The 21,375-nt window shown below is 56.8% G+C and carries 17 protein-coding genes and 1 pseudogene; 12 read left to right on the forward strand and 6 right to left on the reverse strand.

Annotated features, from left to right (window positions below; all coding sequences use genetic code 11):
* The first annotated feature begins 4 nt into the window (after nucleotides 1–4).
* The 7 genes from kdpB to potE all read left to right on the forward strand — a co-directional run bounded on the left by kdpB (nucleotide 5) and on the right by potE (nucleotide 10,149).
* Complete coding sequence (gene kdpB, locus MOQ06_RS21770; protein WP_242174791.1) at nucleotides 5–2,053, forward strand: potassium-transporting ATPase subunit KdpB; 2,049 nt, start codon at nucleotides 5–7, stop codon at nucleotides 2,051–2,053.
* A gap of 12 nt (nucleotides 2,054–2,065) precedes the next feature.
* Nucleotides 2,066–2,641: a potassium-transporting ATPase subunit KdpC gene (kdpC, locus tag MOQ06_RS21775; RefSeq protein WP_242174792.1), complete on the forward strand. Its 576-nt coding sequence runs from the start codon at nucleotides 2,066–2,068 to the stop codon at nucleotides 2,639–2,641.
* Nucleotides 2,642–5,329, forward strand: coding sequence for a two-component system sensor histidine kinase KdpD (kdpD, locus tag MOQ06_RS21780; protein ID WP_242174793.1), 2,688 nt, complete (start codon nucleotides 2,642–2,644; stop codon nucleotides 5,327–5,329).
* The gene (kdpE, locus tag MOQ06_RS21785; RefSeq protein WP_148420821.1) at nucleotides 5,326–6,003 is read left to right on the forward strand and encodes a two-component system response regulator KdpE; all 678 of its coding nucleotides are present in this window, start codon (nucleotides 5,326–5,328) and stop codon (nucleotides 6,001–6,003) included. The genes kdpD and kdpE overlap by 4 nt, the downstream gene beginning before the upstream one ends.
* 278 nt (nucleotides 6,004–6,281) lie before the next feature.
* Nucleotides 6,282–6,386: a leader peptide SpeFL gene (gene speFL, locus MOQ06_RS21790; protein ID WP_003858645.1), complete on the forward strand. Its 105-nt coding sequence runs from the start codon at nucleotides 6,282–6,284 to the stop codon at nucleotides 6,384–6,386.
* A 254-nt stretch (nucleotides 6,387–6,640) separates the two neighbouring features.
* The gene (gene speF, locus MOQ06_RS21795) at nucleotides 6,641–8,839 is read left to right on the forward strand and encodes an ornithine decarboxylase SpeF (protein WP_242174794.1); all 2,199 of its coding nucleotides are present in this window, start codon (nucleotides 6,641–6,643) and stop codon (nucleotides 8,837–8,839) included.
* Nucleotides 8,836–10,149, forward strand: coding sequence for a putrescine-ornithine antiporter (gene potE / locus MOQ06_RS21800; protein WP_176610883.1), 1,314 nt, complete (start codon nucleotides 8,836–8,838; stop codon nucleotides 10,147–10,149). Before speF ends, potE begins: the two co-directional genes overlap by 4 nt.
* A gap of 103 nt (nucleotides 10,150–10,252) precedes the next feature.
* On the opposite strand, the gene pgm is transcribed toward potE, so the two are convergent.
* Nucleotides 10,253–11,893, reverse strand: a complete 1,641-nt coding sequence (gene pgm / locus MOQ06_RS21805; RefSeq protein ID WP_148420824.1) for a phosphoglucomutase (alpha-D-glucose-1,6-bisphosphate-dependent) — start codon at nucleotides 11,891–11,893, stop codon at nucleotides 10,253–10,255.
* Between the two features lie 24 nt (nucleotides 11,894–11,917).
* On the reverse strand, nucleotides 11,918–12,463 hold the full coding sequence (gene seqA / locus MOQ06_RS21810) for a replication initiation negative regulator SeqA (RefSeq protein ID WP_148420825.1): 546 nt from the start codon (nucleotides 12,461–12,463) through the stop codon (nucleotides 11,918–11,920).
* A 183-nt stretch (nucleotides 12,464–12,646) separates the two neighbouring features.
* Here seqA and ybfF point away from each other — a divergent pair, with 183 nt between their 5' ends.
* The 4 genes from ybfF (at nucleotide 12,647) to fur (ending at nucleotide 15,260) form a co-directional block, all read left to right on the forward strand.
* Nucleotides 12,647–13,420, forward strand: coding sequence for an esterase (gene ybfF / locus MOQ06_RS21815; RefSeq protein WP_242174795.1), 774 nt, complete (start codon nucleotides 12,647–12,649; stop codon nucleotides 13,418–13,420).
* Between the two features lie 128 nt (nucleotides 13,421–13,548).
* Nucleotides 13,549–13,836: a LexA regulated protein gene (gene ybfE / locus MOQ06_RS21820; protein WP_148420827.1), complete on the forward strand. Its 288-nt coding sequence runs from the start codon at nucleotides 13,549–13,551 to the stop codon at nucleotides 13,834–13,836.
* A 155-nt stretch (nucleotides 13,837–13,991) separates the two neighbouring features.
* Nucleotides 13,992–14,522 carry a flavodoxin FldA gene (gene fldA / locus MOQ06_RS21825; RefSeq protein WP_014069353.1) on the forward strand — a complete coding sequence of 177 codons (531 nt, stop codon included), beginning with the start codon at nucleotides 13,992–13,994 and terminating at the stop codon, nucleotides 14,520–14,522.
* Nucleotides 14,523–14,813: 291 nt separating this feature from the next.
* Nucleotides 14,814–15,260, forward strand: coding sequence for a ferric iron uptake transcriptional regulator (fur, locus tag MOQ06_RS21830; RefSeq protein WP_003858655.1), 447 nt, complete (start codon nucleotides 14,814–14,816; stop codon nucleotides 15,258–15,260).
* Between the two features lie 95 nt (nucleotides 15,261–15,355).
* Here fur and chiQ read toward each other — a convergent pair whose 3' ends face one another.
* Nucleotides 15,356–15,685, reverse strand: a complete 330-nt coding sequence (gene chiQ, locus MOQ06_RS21835; RefSeq protein WP_193356471.1) for a ChiQ/YbfN family lipoprotein — start codon at nucleotides 15,683–15,685, stop codon at nucleotides 15,356–15,358.
* A gap of 47 nt (nucleotides 15,686–15,732) precedes the next feature.
* Nucleotides 15,733–17,130: a chitoporin gene (chiP, locus tag MOQ06_RS21840; protein WP_148420829.1), complete on the reverse strand. Its 1,398-nt coding sequence runs from the start codon at nucleotides 17,128–17,130 to the stop codon at nucleotides 15,733–15,735.
* 125 nt (nucleotides 17,131–17,255) lie between these two features.
* Between chiP and MOQ06_RS21845 the strand changes: the two are divergent.
* A pseudogene (locus tag MOQ06_RS21845) lies at nucleotides 17,256–17,324 on the forward strand (hypothetical protein); the annotation flags it as partial.
* A gap of 251 nt (nucleotides 17,325–17,575) precedes the next feature.
* On the opposite strand, the gene glnS reads toward MOQ06_RS21845, so the two are convergent.
* Together glnS and nagE are read right to left on the reverse strand one after the other, a co-directional pair.
* A complete protein-coding gene (glnS, locus tag MOQ06_RS21850) occupies nucleotides 17,576–19,240 on the reverse strand; it encodes a glutamine--tRNA ligase (protein ID WP_242174796.1) in 1,665 nt (554 codons plus the stop codon).
* A 169-nt stretch (nucleotides 19,241–19,409) separates the two neighbouring features.
* Entirely contained in the window at nucleotides 19,410–21,359 is a 1,950-nt protein-coding gene (gene nagE, locus MOQ06_RS21855) for a PTS N-acetyl glucosamine transporter subunit IIABC (RefSeq protein ID WP_242174798.1), read from the reverse strand.
* Nucleotides 21,360–21,375 lie beyond the last annotated feature (16 nt).

Genomic DNA, 21,375 nt, shown 5'->3' on the forward strand with positions numbered 1-21,375 from the left:
TGTCATGAGTCGTAAACAACTGGCCCTGCTCGAACCGACGTTAGTTCGTCAGGCCCTCATGGATGCGGTGAAAAAACTGAGCCCGCGCGTGCAGTGGCACAACCCGGTGATGTTTATCGTCTGGATAGGAAGTTTACTCACCACCGCGCTGGCGATTGCCATGGGAACGGGTCAACTGTCGGGGAATGCCACCTTCACCGCCGCCATCAGCCTGTGGCTGTGGTTTACCGTGCTGTTCGCCAACTTCGCCGAAGCGCTGGCGGAAGGCCGCAGTAAGGCGCAGGCCAACAGCCTGAAAGGGGTTAAAAAAACCGCTTTCGCGCGCAAATTACGCGAACCGAAATACGGCGCGCAGATGGATCGCGTCCCGGCAGATGAACTGCGCAAGGGTGATGTGGTGCTGGTGGAAGCGGGCGACATCATCCCCTGCGACGGGGAGGTGATTGAAGGGGGCGCATCGGTTGACGAAAGCGCCATTACCGGGGAATCCGCGCCGGTTATACGTGAATCGGGTGGAGATTTCGCTTCCGTCACCGGCGGAACGCGCATCCTTTCCGACTGGCTGGTGATCCGGTGCAGCGTTAACCCGGGCGAAACCTTCCTCGACAGGATGATCGCCATGGTGGAAGGGGCACAGCGCCGTAAAACGCCGAACGAGATCGCCCTGACCATCCTGCTGGTGGCGCTCACCATCGTCTTCCTGCTGGCAACGGCAACCCTGTGGCCCTTCTCCGCCTACGGCGGCACGGCGGTCAGCATCACCGTGCTGGCCGCCCTGCTGGTGTGCCTGATCCCCACCACCATCGGCGGCCTGCTTTCGGCGATTGGCGTGGCGGGGATGAGCCGCATGCTGGGCGCGAACGTGATTGCCACCAGCGGACGCGCCGTTGAGGCGGCGGGCGACGTTGACGTGCTGCTGCTGGATAAAACCGGCACCATCACCCTCGGCAACCGTCAGGCATCCGAATTTTTACCGGCTCCCGGCGTGGATGAAAAAACGCTGGCCGACGCGGCGCAGCTCTCGTCTCTGGCCGATGAAACGCCGGAAGGTCGTAGCATCGTGGTTCTGGCAAAGCAGCGCTTCAACCTGCGCCAGCGCGACGTCCAGAGCCTGCAGGCCACGTTCGTCCCGTTCACGGCGCAAACCCGGATGAGCGGGATCAACATTCAGGACAGGATGATCCGCAAAGGGTCCGTTGATGCCATTCGCCGCCACATTGAGGCGAATAACGGCCATTTCCCACCGGAAGTCGACAAATTGGTGGAAAGCATCGCGCGACAGGGGGCAACCCCGCTGGTGGTGGCGGAAGGTTCCCGCGTGCTCGGCGCGATCGCCCTGAAGGATATCGTAAAGGGCGGTATTAAAGAGCGTTTTGCCCAGATGCGGAAGATGGGCATTAAAACGGTGATGATCACCGGGGATAACCGTCTCACCGCGGCCGCCATTGCCGCCGAAGCGGGGGTGGATGATTTCCTCTCCGAGGCGACGCCGGAAGCGAAGCTGGCCCTGATCCGCCAGTATCAGGCGGAAGGCCGTCTGGTGGCGATGACCGGCGACGGCACCAACGATGCCCCGGCGCTGGCGCAGGCCGACGTGGCGGTAGCGATGAACTCCGGCACCCAGGCGGCAAAAGAGGCGGGCAACATGGTCGACCTTGACTCGAACCCGACCAAGCTCATCGAGGTGGTGCACATCGGGAAGCAAATGCTGATGACGCGCGGCTCGCTGACCACGTTCAGTATCGCAAACGACGTGGCGAAGTATTTCGCCATTATCCCGGCGGCTTTTGCAGCCACCTATCCGCAGCTGAATGCCCTGAACGTGATGCACCTGCACTCGCCGGCCTCGGCGATTCTGAGCGCGGTGATCTTCAACGCCCTGATTATTGTCTTCCTGATCCCGCTGGCGCTGAAGGGGGTGAGCTATAAGCCGCTGACGGCCGCCGCCATGCTGCGCCGCAACCTGTGGGTTTACGGTCTCGGCGGGCTGGTGGTGCCCTTTATCGGCATCAAGGTTATCGACGTACTGTTAACGCTGTTCGGGCTGGTTTAAAAGGTGAATCAAATGACGATGTTACGTCCCGCTATACTGTTGTTTATTCTGCTGTCTCTGGTTACCGGCGGGCTTTACCCGCTGGCGACCACCGCGCTGGGCCAGTGGTGGTTTCAGGATCGGGCCAACGGCTCGCTGATTATTCAGAACGGTGAAAACCGGGGGTCGCGCCTGATTGGACAGAATTTCACAGAGGCACGCTACTTCCAGGGACGCCCTTCCGCCACTGCGGAAAGCCCGTATAATCCCATGGCGTCCGGCGGCAGTAACCTGGCGGGCAGCAATCCCGCGCTGGATAAAGCGGTAGCGGAACGCATTGCCGCCCTGCGCGCCGCGAACCCGCAGGCCAGCCGGGAGGTGCCGATTGAGCTGGTCACCGCCTCCGCGAGCGGCCTGGACTACAGCCTGACGCCGGAAGCGGTGGCCTGGCAAATTCCGCGCGTGGCCGCCGCCCGCCGGCTGCCCGTCGAACAGGTGAGCCAGCTGGTCGCAGAGCACACGCAAAAGCCGCTGGTCAGCGTCATCGGCATGCCGGTAGTGAACATTGTTGAACTGAATCTGGCGCTGGACGCGCTAAGGAAAAACTAAATGACCGACGAGCCCATGCGCCCGGATCCGGACAGGCTGCTTGAACAGACGGCTGAAGCCCATCGCGGCAAGCTGAAAATTTTCTTCGGCGCCTGCGCGGGCGTCGGGAAAACCTTCGCCATGCTGACGGAAGCCCAGCGGCTGCGGGCGCAGGGGCTTGATATTCTCATCGGCGTGGTTGAAACCCACGGTCGCAAAGAGACCGCGGCGCTGCTGACGGGGCTTGCCACGCAGCCGCCCCGGCGCATCAGCCACCGCGGGCGGCTGGTGACGGAGTTCGATCTGGACGCGGCCCTCGCCCGCCGTCCCGCCCTGATTCTGATGGACGAGCTGGCGCACAGCAACGCGCCAGGCTCCCGTCACCCGAAGCGCTGGCAGGACGTTGAGGAATTACTTGAAGCCGGGATTGACGTTTTTACCACGGTGAACGTTCAGCATCTGGAAAGCCTGAACGACGTGGTGAGCGGCGTAACGGGCATTCAGGTGCGGGAGACCGTTCCCGATCCGTTTTTCGATTCTGCCGATGAAGTGGTTCTGGTTGACCTGCCGCCGGACGATCTGCGCCAGCGCCTGCACGAGGGCAAGGTATATATTGCCGGCCAGGCCGAACGCGCCATTGAACATTTTTTCCGCAAAGGCAACCTGATTGCCCTGCGCGAGCTGGCCCTGCGCCGCACTGCCGATCGCGTTGATGACCAGATGCGCGCCTGGCGCGATCTGCAGGGGCGGGAGCGCGTCTGGCATACGCGGGACGCCATTCTGCTGTGCATCGGCCACGGCAGCGGCAATGAAAAGCTGGTCCGCACCGCCGCTCGTCTCGCGGCGAAGTTTGGCAGCGTCTGGCATGCGGTGTATGTCGAAACGCCACAGCTTCACGCCCTGCCGGAAAATCAGCGCCGCGCCATCCTGAGCGCGCTGCGGCTGGCGCAGGAGCTGGGCGCGGAAACGGCGACCCTCTCCGATCCGCAGGAGGATAAAGCCATCGTGCGCTACGCGCGTGAGCACAATCTGGGCAAAATTGTTACCGGACGTCGCCAGCACCGCCGCTGGTTTAGCCGTGAATCCTTTGCCGACAGGCTGGCGCGCCGCGCGCCGGATCTTGATTTAGTCATCGTCGCGCTGGACGACAGGCCCGCCCCCCTGCCCAACCGAGCGCCGGACGCGCGCACCTTTGGCGATAAATGGCGGATCCAGATCCGCGGCTGCCTTGTTGCCGTGGTGCTGTGCGCCCTGATTACGGTAATCGCCAGCCAGTGGCTGATCGCCTTCGACGCCGCCAACCTGGTCATGATCTATCTCCTGGGCGTAGTGGTGGTGGCCCTCTTTTACGGTCGCTGGCCGTCGGTGCTGGCAACGGTGATCAACGTCGTCAGCTTCGATCTGTTCTTCATTGCCCCGCGAGGGACGCTCGCCGTCTCGGACGTGCAGTACATTCTGACCTTTGCGGTGATGCTTACCGTCGGGCTGGTGATTGGGAATCTGACGGCGGGGGTACGCTACCAGGCCCGCATTGCCCGCTACCGCGAGCAGCGCACGCGCCATCTGTACGAGATGTCAAAATCGCTGGCGGTGGGCCGCACGCCGCTGGATATCGTCCAGACCAGCGAGCAGTTTATCCGCTCGACGTTTCATGCCGGTAATCTGATTTTGCTTCCCGACGAGCAGGGGCATCTTCGCCCCCTCACCTCCTCCTCGGGCATGACGCCGTGGGATGAAGCCATTGCCCGCTGGAGTTTCGATAAGGGGTTACCTGCCGGTGCCGGGACCGACACCCTACCCGGCGTGCCTTACCAGATCCTGCCGCTGCGCAGCGCGGATAAAAATCACGGGCTGGTCATCGTGGAGCCGTCTAACCTGCGCCAGCTGATGATCCCCGAGCAGCAGCGCCTGCTGGAAACCTTCACGCTGCTGGTTGCCAGCGCCCTTGAGCGGCTGGCGCTCACGGCCAGCGAAGAGCAGGCGCGTCTGGCAAGCGAGCGCGAAAGCATTCGCAATTCGCTGCTGGCGGCGCTGTCCCACGATTTACGCACCCCGCTCACCGTGCTGTTCGGTCAGTCCGAAATTCTTACGCTGGATCTCGCGGCGGAAGGGTCAAAGCATGCGATGCACGCCAGTGAAATTCGCCAGCACGTGCTGAATACCACGCGTCTGGTGAATAACCTGCTGGACATGGCGCGCATTCAGTCCGGCGGGTTTAACCTCAAAAAAGAGTGGCTCACGCTTGAGGAGGTCGTCGGGAGTGCGCTGAAGATGCTGGAGCCGGGGCTGGGCGGACGCCATATTGAACTGAACATGCCGGATCCCCTGACGTTAATTCACGTTGATGGCCCTCTGTTTGAGCGGGTGCTGATCAACCTGCTGGAAAATGCCGCGAAATATGCCGGAGCAAAGGCGCAGATTGGCATTACTGCCGCGATGGACGCTCAGGCGCTGCGGCTTGAAGTCTGGGATACCGGGCCGGGCATTCCCGCTGGCCAGGAACACGCCATTTTTGATAAATTCGCGCGCGGCAGTAAGGAGTCTGCTATTCCGGGCGTTGGGCTGGGGCTGGCGATCTGCCAGGCCATCGTCGACGTGCATGGTGGCACCATTTCGGCCGAAAACCGTCCGGAAGGCGGCGCCCGCTTTTGTGTTACACTTCCTCTTGAAACCCCACCAGAACTTGATGAATTGCCAGAGGATTTGTGATTAACGTTCTGATTGTTGAAGATGAGCTCGCTATCAGTCGATTTCTGCGCACCGCGCTGGAAGGCGACGGTTTGCGCGTTCACGAAGCCGGTACGCTTCAACGTGGGTTAATCGAAGCCGCGACCCGCAAGCCGGACCTGGTTATCCTGGACCTGGGGCTACCGGATGGCGACGGCATTGATTTTATTCGCGAGGTGCGTCAGTGGAGCCAGATGCCGATTCTGGTGCTCTCTGCCCGCACCGAAGAGACGGATAAAATCGCCGCGCTGGATGCCGGCGCGGATGATTACCTGATTAAGCCGTTTGGCATTGGCGAGCTGCAGGCGCGGCTTCGCGTCGCATTGCGTCGCCACAGCGCCACCGCGCCTTCCGATCCGGTATATACCTTTGGCGATATCCGGGTCGATCTTGCCGCCCGCCGCATCCTGCGGGGAGACGAAGAGATACACCTTACGCCTATAGAGTTTCGTCTTCTGGCCGTGCTGCTCAATAACCATGGAAAAGTGTTGACCCAGCGACAGCTGTTAAGCCAGGTCTGGGGACCGAATGCTGTCGAACATAGTCACTATTTACGCATTTATATGGGGCACCTTCGCCAGAAGCTTGAAGCCGACCCCGCGCGCCCTCGTCATTTATTAACAGAAACCGGTATCGGCTATCGTTTTATGATCTGAATAAGTATTCAGACTTATTTTCGGTAATCCCTCCGCGTCATCTTAATAAGCCATAAAAATAGCGACAAGTTTATTTTTATGGCTACGCACGGCTATTAAAAACACAAAGAAAACACTCAATTAACATGAAATCAACAAAACAGCATTTTGATCTGCATTATTCATAAAAAACGACTAATTATTTCTGCAATGATCGGTTAAGGGTGATCTAATTCACAGTTAATCGCTTTTTACCGGATAAAATGACCATGCTTTCAATTACTGAAAGGAAACTGAACATGGAAAACAATAACCGTTTAATGCCCCATATAAGGCGGACAACGCATATCATGATGTTTGCCCACCGAAACTGTTTTGACTTTCACCTCTTTAACGCCCGGTAGTCCTTCGACTTCTGGCGCATCTGCTTACAGGTCATCCTGAAACACGCGATTTTACAGGCTGTTGCCTGTGAACACCTGCGCTCATTTCTTGTAATTCAGATTCTCCGCATCCGGGCGGACTGAATTTCACTCAGCAAAAAGCAAATAACTGATTTCCGTATCAGCGGTCACGCTTTGCTTTTTTTTCCGGAAACAATCGATTTCTTTCTCATAAGAAGTCGAGGGATCAATATTGCCTGAATAAAGAGAGAAAGATGAAAAAATTAAAAATTGCCGTCAGCCGTGCCTGTCCTGAATGTTTTACTACCCAGCGCGAAATGGTGGACGTTAACGCTTCGGATTATATTGACGTGGCGGCCGTGGTTCTGGCCGTCAGCGATATTTTCACTGGCGCAATTGAAGAGATAGAGGCCACGGGATTTGGCATCCCGGTGTTTATTGCCACGCATAAGGAAGAAATGGTTCCGGCTGAATTTTTGTCGCGTATTCACGGCGTTTTTGAGTACGCCGACAGCTGCAGTGCGTTCTACGGACGCCAGCTGGAAGCGGCCGCGCAGAAATACGAAACCCAGCTTCGTCCCCCGTTCTTCCGCGCGCTGGTCGATTACGTCCAGCAGGGCAACAGCGCGTTTGACTGTCCCGGGCATCAGGGAGGTCAGTTCTTCCGCCGCCATCCTGCCGGCAATCAGTTTGTTGATTTCTTTGGCGAAACGCTTTTTCGCTCCGATCTGTGCAACGCCGACGTGGCAATGGGCGACCTGCTGATCCACGAAGGCGCGCCGTGCATCGCCCAGCAGCATGCGGCAAAAGTCTTTAACGCTGACAAAACCTACTTCGTGCTGAACGGCACCTCCTCCTCCAATAAGGTGGTGCTGAACGCCCTGCTCACCCCAGGCGATCTGGTGCTTTTCGATCGTAATAACCACAAGTCTAATCACCACGGCGCGCTGTTGCAGGCGGGTGCAACGCCGGTGTACCTGGAAACGGCGCGCAACCCGTACGGCTTTATCGGCGGTATTGATGCACGCTGCTTTGAGGAGAGCTACCTGCGTGAGCTGGTGTCGGAGGTTGCGCCGGACCGCGCGCGCGACGCACGTCCGTTCCGTCTGGCGGTGATCCAGCTGGGCACCTACGACGGCACCATTTATAACGCCCGTCAGGTGGTGGATAACATTGGCCACCTGTGTGACTACATTCTGTTTGACTCTGCGTGGGTCGGCTACGAGCAGTTTATCCCGATGATGGCCGACTGCTCGCCGCTGCTGCTGGAGCTGAACGAGAACGATCCGGGGATCCTGGTTACCCAGTCCGTGCATAAGCAGCAGGCGGGATTCTCGCAAACCTCGCAGATCCACAAGAAGGACAGCCACATCAAAGGCCAGCCGCGCTATGTCCCGCACAAGCGCCTCAACAACGCCTTTATGATGCACGCCTCCACCAGCCCGTTTTACCCGCTGTTTGCCGCGCTGGACATCAACGCCCGCATGCATGAGGGGCAAAGCGGCCGTAATATGTGGATGGACTGCGTGGTGACGGGCATCGAGGCGCGCAAGCTGATCCTGGAAAATTGCCAGTTTATTCGTCCTTTCGTCCCTGAAACGGTTGACGGCAGGGCGTGGGAAAGCTGGGACACGGCGGAGATCGCGACGGATTTGCGCTTCTTCCACTTCGTGCCGGGTGAGCGCTGGCACGCTTTTGAAGGCTACGCCGAGCACCAGTATTTTATCGATCCGTGCAAGCTGCTGCTGACCACGCCGGGAATAAACGCCCGCACCGGCGAGTATGACGATTTCGGCGTGCCCGCCACTATCCTTGCCAACTTCCTGCGTGAAAACGGCATCGTGCCGGAAAAATGCGACCTCAACTCCATTCTTTTCCTGCTCACCCCGGCGGAGGACATGGGCAAACTGCAGCAGCTGGTCGCCCAGCTGGTGCGCTTCGAAAAGCTGCTCCAGAGCGATGCGCCGCTGAAAGCGGTTCTCCCCTCTCTTTATAAGCAGCATCCGGAACGTTACGCGAATTACACTCTGCGCCAGATTTGCCAGGAGATGCACGACCTCTATGCCCGCCATAACGTCAAGCAGCTGCAAAAAGAGATGTTCCGCAAGTCCCACTTCCCGCGCGTGATGATGAACCCGCAGGAGGCGAACTACGCCTACCTGCGCGGAGAAGTCGAGCTGGTTTCCCTGCGCGATGCAGAAGGCCGTATCGCCGCGGAGGGGGCGCTCCCTTACCCACCGGGGGTGCTGTGCGTGGTTCCGGGGGAAGTCTGGGGCGGTTCCGTGCTGCGCTACTTTGCCGCGCTGGAGGACGGGATCAATCTGCTGCCGGGCTTTGCGCCGGAGCTACAGGGCGTGTACGTCGAGGAGCGTGACGGTCGTAAACAGGTGCGCTGCTACGTCATTAAACAACCTGCCGCTCAGCCCGCGCTGCTGAAAGGAGAAAAAGTATGAGTAAGGCCAACAAGATGGGCGTGGTGCAGCTGACAATTCTCACCATGGTGAACATGATGGGGTCCGGGATCATCATGCTGCCCACCAAGCTCGCCGAAGTGGGGACGATTTCGATTATCTCCTGGCTGGTCACCGCCGTGGGATCGATGGCGCTGGCGTGGGCGTTTGCCAAGTGTGGAATGTTCAGCCGCAAGTCAGGCGGCATGGGCGGCTACGCCGAATATGCGTTCGGCAAGTCCGGTAACTTTATGGCCAACTACACCTACGGCGTATCGCTGCTGATCGCTAACGTGGCGATTGCTATTTCCGCCGTCGGCTACGGCACGGAGCTGTTTGGCGCGACGCTCAGTCCGGTACAGATTGGTTTAGCCACCATCGGCGTGCTGTGGATCTGCACCGTCGCCAACTTCGGCGGCGCGCGCATCACCGGACAGCTCAGCAGCATCACCGTCTGGGGCGTGATCATCCCTGTGGTCGGCCTGTGCGTTATCGGCTGGTTCTGGTTCAGCCCGACGCTGTACGCGAATTCCTGGAACCCGCACCACGTGCCGTTCTTTTCCGCAGTCGGGTCTTCTATCGCCATGACGCTGTGGGCCTTCCTCGGCCTGGAGTCGGCCTGCGCAAACGCTGAAGTGGTGGAAAATCCGGAGAAAAATGTCCCCATCGCGGTGCTCGGCGGAACGCTGGGCGCGGCGGTGATCTACATCATCTCCACTAACGTGATTGCGGGGATTGTGCCAAACGCGGATCTGGCAAACTCCACGGCACCGTTCGGGCTGGCCTTCGCGAAGATGTTCAACCCGGAGGTGGGGAAAGTCATCATGGGGCTGATGGTGATGTCCTGCTGCGGCTCGCTCCTCGGCTGGCAGTTCACCATCGCACAGGTGTTTAAATCTTCGGCTGACGAAGGCTACTTCCCGAAAATCTTCTCCCGGGTGACAAAAGCCGATGCGCCGGTGCAGGGCATGCTGGCCATTGCGATTGTCCAGAGCGGCCTGTCGTTAATGACCATCAGCCCGTCGCTGAACAGCCAGTTCAACGTGCTGGTCAACCTGGCGGTAGTAACGAACATCATTCCTTACATTCTGTCGATGGCGGCGCTGGTGATTATTCAGAAGGTGGCGAAAGTGGATCCGCGAAAGGCCCGGGCGGCAAATATTGTGGCGCTGACGGGGGCGATTTACAGCTTCTACGCGCTCTACTCGTCCGGTCAGGAAGCGATGCTGTACGGCGCGATGGTGACATTTATGGGCTGGACGCTGTACGGTCTGGTGTCGCCGAGATTTGAACTAAAGAATAAGCACGGCTAGGTAAAAGCAAAACGGCAACCCTGAGGTTGCCGTTTTCCATGTTTTCCCCCTCTCCCTGTGGGAGAGGGCCGGGGTGAGGGCACCAGCCCGCACCAAACACCACTTACGCGTTTTTCAGCACTTCACTGACAATCTCAACCGCTTCTTTCTCAATCTGCTGGCGGTGCTCAGCGCCGAGGAAGCTTTCGCAGTAGATTTTGTACGCATCTTCCGTACCGGATGGACGCGCCGCGAACCAGCCGTTTTCAGTCATCACCTTCAGACCGCCGATGGACGCGCCGTTGCCCGGTGCCGCCGTCAGACGCGCGGTGATCGGGTCACCCGCCAGCGTGCTTGCGCTGACCATCTCCGGAGAGAGTTTGGACAGGGCCGCCTTCTGGGCAGAGGTCGCGCCAGCCTGAATACGGTTGTAGCTTGGCGCACCAAAACGTTCCGCCAGCTCGTTGTAATGCTCCTGCGGGTTCTTGCCGGTGACAGCGGTGATTTCCGCGGCCAGCAGGCACATGATGATGCCGTCTTTATCGGTTGACCATGGGGTGCCGTCGAAGCGAAGGAAGGATGCTCCCGCGCTCTCTTCACCGCCAAAGCCGAAGCTGCCGTCGTGCAGACCGTCTACAAACCACTTAAAGCCCACCGGCACTTCCACCAGCTTGCGACCCAGCGCGTCGACCACGCGGTCGATCATCGCGGAGGAAACCAGCGTTTTACCGACGGCGACCTCTTTGCCCCACTGCGGACGATGCTGGAACAGGTAGTTGATCGCAACGGCCAGATAGTGGTTAGGGTTCATCAGCCCGGCAGGGGTAACGATACCGTGGCGGTCGTAATCCGGATCGTTAGCAAACGCCAGGTCGAATTTGTCGCGCAGCGCCAGCAGGCCAGCCATTGCGCATTCAGAGGAGCAGTCCATACGGATCGCGCCGTCTTTATCCAGATGCATAAAGCGGAAGGTCTGGTCGACGTGATCGTTCACGATGGTGAGATCCAGCTTGTAGTGCTCGGCAATACGCTTCCAGTATTCAATACCGGAGCCGCCCAGCGGATCCACGCCCAGCTTCAGGCCGGCTTTCTGGATCGCGGCCATATCAACGATATCCGCCAGCCCTTCCACAAACGGCTGCACCAGATCCTGCTCTTTCACATGACCGGAGGCCATGGCTTCATCCAGGGAGATACGCTTCACGCCGTCCAGGCCATTAGCCAGCAGCGCGTTCGCGCGATCTTCCACCACTTTCGTGACGTTGGTGTCTGCCGGACCACCGTTCGGCGGGTTGTATTTGATACCGCCATCTTCCGGCGGGTTGTGGGACGGGGTGATAACGATACCGTCAGCCAGCGCGCCGCCTTTTTTGTTGTGTACCAGAATGGCGTTAGAAACCGCAGGCGTTGGCGTAAAGCCGTTGTTCTCCTGAACAATCACGTCCACGCCGTTCGCCGCCAGCACTTCCAGCACCGAGATAAAAGCGGGTTCAGACAGGGCGTGAGTATCTTTCCCAACGTAGCACGGACCGGTGACGCCATTTTTGGCGCGCTCTTCCGCGATGGCCTGAGCAATGGCCAGAATGTGCGGTTCGTTAAAGCTGTGGCGCGCCGCGCTGCCGCGGTGGCCAGATGTACCAAACTTCACTGCGTGTTCTGCGTTGCCCAGAACCGGTTTCAGCACGTAGTACTGTGCGGTCAGCTGAGCGACGTTAATCAAATCGCGTTGTTGTGCAGGTTGGCCTGCACGGCTGTGATTTGCCATTGCCTGGTCCTTCTGATGCAAGGGTTAAATTGTACCGCAAACCTTTTCGATCAACTCCGCCGGGAACTGCATGGACTGCATGATATGTTCGATCATGCTGCACTTGCGGCCCGTATTGGTATTGGTGATCACCCAGTATGGTGTACCGGGAACGTGTTTGGGTTTGGTTTGATTGCCATTTTGCAGCAGCGTCTGCTCGTCGCCGGCGAAGTAAACGCGAGTACGACCGTGGAGCGACTCTGTCGCCTCAGCAAACGCTTTGTTATCCAGTGAGTAAAGTGTAGACAGCACCAGCATAAAGCGGTTAACCGCCTTTTTCTGCTCTGCATATTCATCCGACAGCAGCAGCTCGCGCATAGCGCGCACTTTGTCTTTAGCCGGCATGACGGCAGGTTTTACTTGTGCGACAACGCTCGGCTGAGACACGACATCTTTAGAAACAGAAGCGGGCTGTGAGGCGGCGGAAATTTTAAGCATGCGCCGTAAAATGTCGGACGCGCTCTCCCCAATATGCCGCGTCTGGCTGGCAATATACTGATAGAGTTCGTCATCAACTTCGATTGTTTTCATCTTAATCCAGTGCGATATCTTATCTGAATACAAGTCATTGAGATTATAAGGTCTAATCCCAACAGCGGATAGCGTCAAACCAGGTTGGCGGCAAAAGTCGGATTAAACTGGATCCTTGCCCCCGGGCGGCAGAATGGTCAACATGATACCCTAACCTGACAAACCTAAAAAAAGAACTTTGCCATGAAATTGAATACCCGAGCGCAAACTGCACAATCGCCGAACAATAATTCTCCCATCGTACTGGTTCACGGTCTGTTTGGCAGCCTGGATAACCTGGGCGTGCTGGCGCGCGATTTGGTTACCGATCATGAAATTCTTCAGGTTGATATGCGAAACCACGGTCTTTCCGGGCGTTCAGAGGAGATGACCTATGCGGCCATGGCGCAGGATCTGCTGGACACGCTGGATGCGAACGATATCCAGACAGCGACGCTCATCGGGCACTCAATGGGCGGCAAGGCGGTGATGGCGCTCACCGCGCTCGCGCCCGAGCGCATCTCCGGGCTGGTGGTCATTGACGTTGCGCCCGTCAATTACGACGTTCGTCGCCACGATGAAATTTTTGCTGCGATCGGCGCCGTGACGGCGTCAGGCGCTTCCACCCGCCAGCAGGCGGCTACCGTTATGCGCGACCATCTTGATGAAGAGGGCGTGGTGCAGTTCCTGTTGAAATCGTTTGTGGACGGACAATGGCGCTTTAACGTGCCGGTGCTGTGGGATCAATATTCGCACATCGTGGGCTGGGAGAATGTACCCGCCTGGCCGCACCCTACCCTCTTTATCCGTGGCGGTAACTCCCCCTACGTCACTGACGCGTACCGCGACACGCTGCTGGCGCAGTTCCCGCAGGCTCGCGCCCACGTGATTGCCGGCGCCGGGCACTGGGTGCACGCGGAAAAACCGGATGCCGTACTGCGCGCCATTCGTCGCTATCTCACTGATACTGCGAATTGATTAAAAAGCCAGCGACCGGAAGACGACGGGCTTCCAGTCGTTGGCGTGTGGATTTGGGTGATGTATGATGGCGCGCTTATCGCCCGGGCATTAGCAGGGCGGCGTGTTTCCCCCGAAGTCTCAGAATCATGGCCAAAGAACAAACGGACCGTACGACACTAGATCTGTTCGCGAATGAGCGTCGACCGGGACGACCGAAAACGAATCCGCTTTCGCGTGATGAACAGCTGCGTATTAATAAACGCAACCAGCTTAAACGCGATAAAAATCGTGGGCTTAAGCGTGTCGAACTGAAGCTGAATGCCGATGCCGTCGATGCGCTTAACGAGCTGGCTGACGCGCGCAACATCAGCCGCAGCGAACTGATCGAAGAGATGCTGATCGCCCAACTTGAGGCCTTACGCGGCAAGGCGTAACTCAGAAAATCCCCAATATTACCCTTTTCATGTAGCACAGAGTGCAGTCCTGCGTGATAGCTGTTTCCGCAGGGTTGCCAGTTCTGCTATTATTGCCCTTATCCGTGGACAATTTGCGCCACCATACCATTAAGTTTCAAGAGGTTATTTTACTCATGGCAATCATCGGCATTTTCTTTGGCAGTGATACCGGCAATACTGAAAATATCGCAAAAAACATTCAAAAACAGCTCGGTAAAGACGTTGCTGATGTGCATGACATCGCCAAGAGCAGCAAAGAAGATCTCGAGGGCTATGACATCCTGCTGCTGGGCATCCCGACCTGGTACTACGGTGAAGCGCAGTGTGACTGGGATGATTTCTTCCCGACGCTGGAAGAAGTCGACTTCAACGGCAAGCTGGTTGCCCTGTTCGGCTGTGGCGATCAGGAAGACTATGCTGAATACTTCTGTGATGCGCTGGGCACCATTCGCGACATCATTGAGCCACGCGGTGCGGCAATTGTCGGCCACTGGCCAACGGCGGGTTATCACTTCGAAGCCTCTAAAGGCCTGGCAGATGACGATCACTTCGTTGGCCTGGCGATTGACGAAGACCGTCAGCCAGAGCTTACCGCTGAGCGTGTTGAAAAATGGGTTAAGCAGATCCGCGAAGAGCTGAACCTGGACGACATTCTTAACGCCTGATTTCCCTGCGGCGCAGCTCCGGTTGCGCCCGTTTTCCAGGTTATACCGATTAAATTAATTGCTACAAACTTTTAACTTTTTCGTTCAGACCTGTACAATATCCCCCTGGTAAAAAGTGGGTGCCATCGAACAAGTTTGTTGGTGATACCACGTTTTTATAAGCATACTTTGCTTGAGACTTGCAGTTTTCATTTAGCCATGGCAGTTCTATAATGAGACGCATTATCCCAAGTGCATTTTCTGTCACTTCTTCTTTAGAAGTGAATCGTTTAGCAACAGGACAGATTCCGCATGACTGACAACAATACCGCATTAAAGAAAGCTGGCCTGAAAGTAACGCTTCCTCGGTTAAAAATCCTTGAAGTGCTTCAGGGGCCAGACAATCACCATGTCAGTGCGGAAGACCTTTACAAGCGTCTTATCGATATGGGTGAAGAGATTGGGCTGGCAACCGTCTATCGTGTGCTGAACCAGTTCGATGACGCGGGCATTGTTACTCGTCATAATTTCGAAGGCGGTAAATCCGTGTTCGAGCTGACTCAGCAGCACCACCACGATCACCTGATCTGCCTCGATTGCGGCAAGGTCATTGAATTTAGCGATGATTCCATTGAATCACGCCAGCGTGAAATCGCCGCCCGTCATGGCATCCGCCTGACTAACCATAGCCTGTACCTGTACGGTCACTGCGCTGAAGGTGATTGCCGCGAAAATGAACACGCGCACGACGCAAAATAAGTTAGCGTTCATACTCTGAGCCAGCCGAAAGGTTGGCTTTTTTTTGCCCAAAAAAAGCCCGGTGGCGCAGCGCCACCGGGGAGGATAACAGCAGGTTACTTACCGTTATTGCTTCGAATGTCTTCCCAAATCTTGTCGCAACGCTTCGCCACTTCCTGATCGTTACCCGTTTTACGCGCCTGAATGCAGGCCTGATAGTCCATCACGCGAACGGTTTCCTGCTTGGCGAACTGCTCGTGCGCCTTGTCTTTTTTCAGCACGTCCAGCACGCTCTGGCAGGCTTCAATCTTCTCAGGCGAGCCTTGCGCGGTATTGATGCAGGCGCTATACGCCTCCTTCAGGCGAGAATCTTCCTTTGGCGCCGGTTCCTGCGCGCACGCCACCAGCCCCGATGCCAGCAGCGCGACGATTACGATTTTTTTCATCATATTTAGTCTCCGGTTCGGCGGGAGCTAACCCGCCGGACTCTTCATCAGAAGATGGTGAATGGCGCGATGACCATGAACTTCACGTCACGTTCATCCTGGAAGATGTTGCCGTAACCGCCCGCGTAGCTCGGGATATCGGAGTGGTTGTCATACTGGGTGAAGTGCAGCTTAAACATCGTGCCTTTCGCCCGGCCTTCCTGAAGGGTGTAAATCGCATCCAGACTGTATGAAGACTCCTTCAGACGGTAGTTCGGATCGTAGTAAGCGTCCGGCGTCGCCATATCCCCCGGCTTCGCGTCCCAGGCGTACGCGTAGGATGCCCCTACAGCCCAGCCCGGCAGGTTCCAGTTCTTCAGGTCATACATCGCGCCGAAGAAGACCGCTTTTTCACCGTCGGCGTTGAAGTCAGAGCGGTTATCCCACCAGATGTCCAGGCGACCGTTGGAGGAGGCGTAGGTTGGCGTCATACGCTGCAGGAAGTAGCCCTGCTGCCCTTCTGCCTTCACCCACGTCCCTTCCAGACGCAAATCGACCTGGCCTACCTTGTAGCCGAAGGTCAGCGCCTGCAGCCAGGCCGTACCGTCATAGATATCATTTACGCCGCCATCGCTGACCTTATCGCGCGTACCGTAGAACTGGTAGCTGGTGCTCAGCGGGCTGCCTGCGATATCAAATTTGTAGCTGGCTTTCGCAAAATACTGATCGATATAGCCTTCAGCCTGACCAAAGGCGGCTTCCAGCACCAGATCGTTTTTGAAGTCATACTTCGCGCCGAGCGAGTGGAGATAGTCGACCTTTGTTTTTTTATCGTTTTGATAGAACTTGTCCATCTCAATGTGCCACGGCGCTTTGTACTCGTTGGTCCACATATAGGAGAAGCTCAGCGCACCCGCATCGCCGTAGTCAAAATTAGCGCCAGCTTCCGCCCCCTGATAGGTACCCGGCATAAAGCTCCAGTGCGGGGCTAACAGCGTCTGGCCGGTTGGCTGAATATAACCACCACGCGCCCAGACCGGGCCATATTTGAATTTCGCAGCCGCTTTATACAGGCTGATGCCGCTTTTATCCCCGGACCAGTCTTCTTTATAAGCTTTGTTGCTGGAGGAGAAAGCAATTTCATTCGGGTGGCCGCTGTCACCATTTTCCGCCATTTCAATTGCCGTAAATGCCGCAATATCCAGACCGAACATATCGGCGGCATATCCCGACTGGAAATCCAGATTGGCGTTCCAGGTGGAGTGAGAAAGGTTGGTTTTGTATTTATCTTCAGTGACGTCTTTACGGTCACGCTCACGCTGCCAGTAATAAATACCGCCCGTGAGGGTAGAATCTTCGATGAAACCGGCTGCTTTTGCTTCTGGCGCAACCACCAGACCCGACATTGCTGTCACACCGGCGATAGCCAGCGCCAGCGCACTACGTTTGCCACTGAACGTACGCATAGATTATTCCTCTTTGACGAATTAAAACGCCTTAAACGGCGAAAAATAAAAAGACCAAACGGTCAGGGGTAGTCAGAAATACCCTCGAATTAACTACCGTCTTTAGGTTATTTTTCGCGACGCGAATTATCAATGCTTTTAATGAGGCAAAAGTCAGTATTATGACGAAGTGCACATATTTCGTAGCGGCTTGTAACAATTACCGCGGAGTGAGCGCTGGCGGGGAACAGACGCGTTTTCAGTAAGTAACAAGGTAATGAAGAATTTATTTTAAGCGGATTCAGTTTTTCATAAACAGAGAAACTTTTTTCAAAAAAATAAGTAGCACCACGTTGACCTGCATTTTTTATTTATACTTTTTCCCCCTTTGCTTAACGACATGATCGTTAAATAAAAAAACGCCGCATTACGCGGCGTTTGTTTCTCATTGACCAGTGCAGCGTTATTATTCGCCGATCTTAGTCCAGGTATCGCGCAGACCCACGGTACGGTTAAATACCGGTTTTTCAGCCGTGCTGTAGCGGCTGTCCAGGCAGAAGTAACCTTCACGTTCGAACTGGAACGCTTTACCGGCTTCAGCGGCTTTCAGAGACGGTTCCGCGTAGCCCTGTTTGATGACCAGCGATTCCGGGTTGATGGTGGCGAGGAAGTCTTCCGCCGCGCCAGGGTTCGGCACGCTGAACAGGCGATCGTACAGGCGGATCTCAACCGGCAGCGCGTGCGTCGCGCTCACCCAGTGAATAACGCCCTTCACTTTACGTCCATCCGCCGGATCTTTGCTCAGCGTCTCTGCATCATAGGTACAAAAGATAGTCGTGATGTTACCTTCTGCATCCTTCTCCACGCGCTCGGCTTTGATCACGTAGGCGTTGCGCAGGCGAACCTCTTTGCCCAGCACCAGACGCTTGTACTGCTTGTTCGCTTCTTCACGGAAGTCAGCGCGATCGATCCAGATTTCACCGCTGAACGGCACGTCACGGGTGCCCATTTCCGGTTTGTTCGGATGGTTTGGCATAGAGACCATTTCGCTGCCGCCGTGATAGTTTTCGATGACCAGCTTCACCGGATCGATAACCGCCATCGCGCGAGGCGCGTTTTCGTTCAGATCTTCACGAATGCAGGATTCCAGAGAGGCCATCTCAATGGTGTTGTCCTGCTTGGTGACGCCGATACGTTTGCAGAACTCGCGAATGGACGCGGCAGTATAACCACGACGACGCAGGCCCGAGATGGTCGGCATGCGCGGATCGTCCCAGCCTTCAACGTGCTTGTCGGTTACCAGCAGGTTCAGCTTACGCTTGGACATCACGGTGTATTCCAGATTCAGGCGAGAGAACTCGTACTGACGCGGATGCACGGGGATCGTGATGTTATCCAGCACCCAGTCGTACAGACGACGGTTGTCCTGGAACTCCAGCGTGCACAGAGAGTGCGTAATGCCTTCCAGCGCATCGCTGATGCAGTGGGTGAAGTCGTACATCGGGTAGATGCACCACTTATTGCCGGTCTGATGGTGTTCCGCGAACTTAATGCGGTACAGCACCGGGTCGCGCATCACGATGAACGGTGACGCCATATCGATTTTGGCGCGCAGGCACGCTTTACCTTCTTCGAAGCCGCCGGCGCGCATTTTTTCAAACAGCGCCAGGTTCTCTTCCACGCTGCGATCGCGGAACGGGCTGTTTTTGCCAGGCTGAGTCAGCGTACCGCGATACTCACGGATTTCGTCAGCAGACAGCTCGTCAACGTAGGCCAGACCTTTGTTGATCAACTCAACCGCATAGGCGTACAGCCGATCGAAATAGTCAGAGGAGTAGCAGATATCGCCAGACCAGTTGAAGCCCAGCCACTGCACGTCGTTTTTGATCGACTCAACGTATTCGATGTCTTCTTTTACTGGGTTGGTGTCATCGAAACGCAGGTTGCACTGTCCCTGGTAATCCTGGGCGATGCCAAAGTTCAGGCAGATCGATTTAGCGTGACCAATGTGCAGGTAGCCGTTTGGCTCCGGCGGGAAACGCGTATGCACCGTGGTGTGCTTACCACTGGCCAGATCTTCATCGATGATCTGACGAATAAAGTTACTCGGGCGGGCTTCTGCCTCACTCATCGTGGATTCCTCAAAGCGTAAACAACGTATAACGGCATATGATCTTATAAGCCGGACGTAGTGACAACCCTTAAAACGTCCCGGAAGAAAATAATGGGGGCAATTGCTGCAAAAAAAAGCGGCGGAGGATATCCCCCGCCGCTAAAGGCATAACTCTACTCAGGAGCGATTACTTGCCTTTAATCTCATACAGTGGCGTTTGACCGGCAACCACCTGACCCTGCGCCTGGATAACCAGACCGCTGAAGTCGTCGATGTTGCTGCATACCACCGGGCTTATCATGGAGCGCGCATTGGCGTTCAGGTAATCCAGATCCATTTCCAGGATCGGCTGGCCTGCCACGACTTCAGCGCCCTCTTCCACCAGGCGAGTAAAGCCCTGACCGTTCAGCGCAACGGTGTCGATACCCATATGGACAACGATCTCCGCGCCTTTTTCCGTTTCCAGGCAGAACGCGTGGTTGGTGTTGAAGATTTTCACGATAGTACCGGCTGCCGGAGAGACCACGGTTTTGTCCGTAGGCTTCACCGCCACGCCGTCACCTACCGCCTTGCTGGCGAACGCTTCGTCAGGCACCTGCTCAAGCGCAACGACGTCACCTGTCACCGGAGAAACCAGCGCCGCGACGGTCACCGCGTTTGGCACCGCCTGCGGTTTAGCAGCCGGAGCGTCAGTCACCGGAGCGCTATCCGCTGACGCGGCAGCAACCGGCCCACGGGCAACCACTTTTTTCATCTCGTCGCCGATAGATTCGGCTTTCGCACCCACGATGACCTGGATGGTTTGCTTGTTCAGCTTCACCACGCCAGACGCGCCCAGGCGTTTACACATTGCATCGCTTACGCGCGCAGAGTCGCCAACGGTCAGGCGCAGACGGGTAATACAGGCATCAATGGCTTTCAGGTTGTCGGTACCGCCTACCGCGGCAATGTAGCTGGTTGCCAGCTGGGTTAAACCTTCTTCGGTATTGCTGTTTGCTTCGCTGGTAACAACGTCGTCTTTCGTGTCTTCGCGGCCCGGCGTCTTCAGGTTAAACATGCGAATAACCGCGCTGAACAGAACGAAGTAGATAACGAAGAAGATCAGACCCATCACCACCAGCATCCAGACGTTGCTGCTTGCCGCCGGCAGGTTGTACATCAGCACGTAGTCGATAGCGCCTGCGGAGAAGGAGAAGCCAGCATGGATGCCCAGAAGAGTGGCAACAAACAGGCTGATACCGGTCAGGATGGCGTGCATGAGGTACAGCAGCGGAGCCAGGAACATGAACAGGAATTCCAGCGGCTCGGTCACGCCGGTCAGGAAGGCCGTTACCGCCACGGACAGCAGCATACCGCCAACCATTGGGCGACGCGCTTTCGGCGCGGCCAGGTACATCGCCAGCGCAGCGCCAGGCAGACCAAACATCATGATTGGGAAGAAGCCGGACATAAACATGCCCGCGGTGCCGTCGCCTGCGTAGAAGCGGTTGATATCACCGTGGAATACGGCGCCCGCCGCGTTGGTGAACTCACCAATCTGGAACCAGGCGATGGTGTTCAGCACCTGATGCAGACCCGTTGGGATCAGCAGACGGTTGATGAAGCCGAAGATACCCGCACCCATTGCGCCCGCGGAAACGATCCACTCGCCACCCGCATGGATAGCGTGCTGCACCGGTGGCCACACGTAGCCAAAGATGGCGGCAAGGATCAGACAGAAAAAGCCCGTCGCGATCGGCACGAAGCGTTTTCCACCGAAGAAGCTCAGGAAGTCAGGGAGCTTGATACCCGCCCAACGGTTGTACACGGCACCACCGACGAGACCGGTAATGATACCCGCCAGTACGCCCATGTTGATTTCAGGGTTGATGGTCACCATCGCTTTCGTGAGGATGAAGTAACCCACGGCTCCGGCCAGTGCCGCAGCACCGGCGCTGTCTTTAGACCAGCTTGATGCCACACCGATGGCGAAAATCAGCGCCAGGTTGTCAAAAATTGCGCCGCCTGCCTGGGCGATAAACGGCACGTTGAGAAGATCGGGTTGCCCGAATCGCAGCAGGAGCGCTGCAACCGGTAGCACGGCGATAGGGAGCTGCAAAGCCCTACCGAGGCGCTGGAAAAAACCTAAAATATTCATCCTATTCCCCCTACGA

The sequence above is a fragment of the Enterobacter sp. I4 genome (genome assembly GCF_022669095.1).
In the GTDB taxonomy this organism is placed as follows: Bacteria; Pseudomonadota; Gammaproteobacteria; order Enterobacterales; family Enterobacteriaceae; genus Enterobacter; species Enterobacter pasteurii.

What these genes read in the sequence shown, in the direction of transcription:
- kdpB (WP_242174791.1), top strand. Translation starts at nt 5, where the DNA reads ATGAGTCGTAAACAACTGGCCCTGCTCGAACCGACGTTAGTTCGTCAG.
- kdpC (WP_242174792.1), top strand. Translation starts at nt 2,066, where the DNA reads ATGACGATGTTACGTCCCGCTATACTGTTGTTTATTCTGCTGTCTCTG.
- kdpD (WP_242174793.1), top strand. Translation starts at nt 2,642, where the DNA reads ATGACCGACGAGCCCATGCGCCCGGATCCGGACAGGCTGCTTGAACAG.
- speFL (WP_003858645.1), top strand. Translation starts at nt 6,282, where the DNA reads ATGGAAAACAATAACCGTTTAATGCCCCATATAAGGCGGACAACGCAT.
- speF (WP_242174794.1), top strand. Translation starts at nt 6,641, where the DNA reads ATGAAAAAATTAAAAATTGCCGTCAGCCGTGCCTGTCCTGAATGTTTT.
- potE (WP_176610883.1), top strand. Translation starts at nt 8,836, where the DNA reads ATGAGTAAGGCCAACAAGATGGGCGTGGTGCAGCTGACAATTCTCACC.
- pgm (WP_148420824.1), bottom strand. Translation starts at nt 11,893, where the DNA reads ATGGCAAATCACAGCCGTGCAGGCCAACCTGCACAACAACGCGATTTG.
- seqA (WP_148420825.1), bottom strand. Translation starts at nt 12,463, where the DNA reads ATGAAAACAATCGAAGTTGATGACGAACTCTATCAGTATATTGCCAGC.
- ybfF (WP_242174795.1), top strand. Translation starts at nt 12,647, where the DNA reads ATGAAATTGAATACCCGAGCGCAAACTGCACAATCGCCGAACAATAAT.
- ybfE (WP_148420827.1), top strand. Translation starts at nt 13,549, where the DNA reads ATGGCCAAAGAACAAACGGACCGTACGACACTAGATCTGTTCGCGAAT.
- fldA (WP_014069353.1), top strand. Translation starts at nt 13,992, where the DNA reads ATGGCAATCATCGGCATTTTCTTTGGCAGTGATACCGGCAATACTGAA.
- fur (WP_003858655.1), top strand. Translation starts at nt 14,814, where the DNA reads ATGACTGACAACAATACCGCATTAAAGAAAGCTGGCCTGAAAGTAACG.
- chiQ (WP_193356471.1), bottom strand. Translation starts at nt 15,685, where the DNA reads ATGAAAAAAATCGTAATCGTCGCGCTGCTGGCATCGGGGCTGGTGGCG.
- chiP (WP_148420829.1), bottom strand. Translation starts at nt 17,130, where the DNA reads ATGCGTACGTTCAGTGGCAAACGTAGTGCGCTGGCGCTGGCTATCGCC.
- glnS (WP_242174796.1), bottom strand. Translation starts at nt 19,240, where the DNA reads ATGAGTGAGGCAGAAGCCCGCCCGAGTAACTTTATTCGTCAGATCATC.
- nagE (WP_242174798.1), bottom strand. Translation starts at nt 21,359, where the DNA reads ATGAATATTTTAGGTTTTTTCCAGCGCCTCGGTAGGGCTTTGCAGCTC.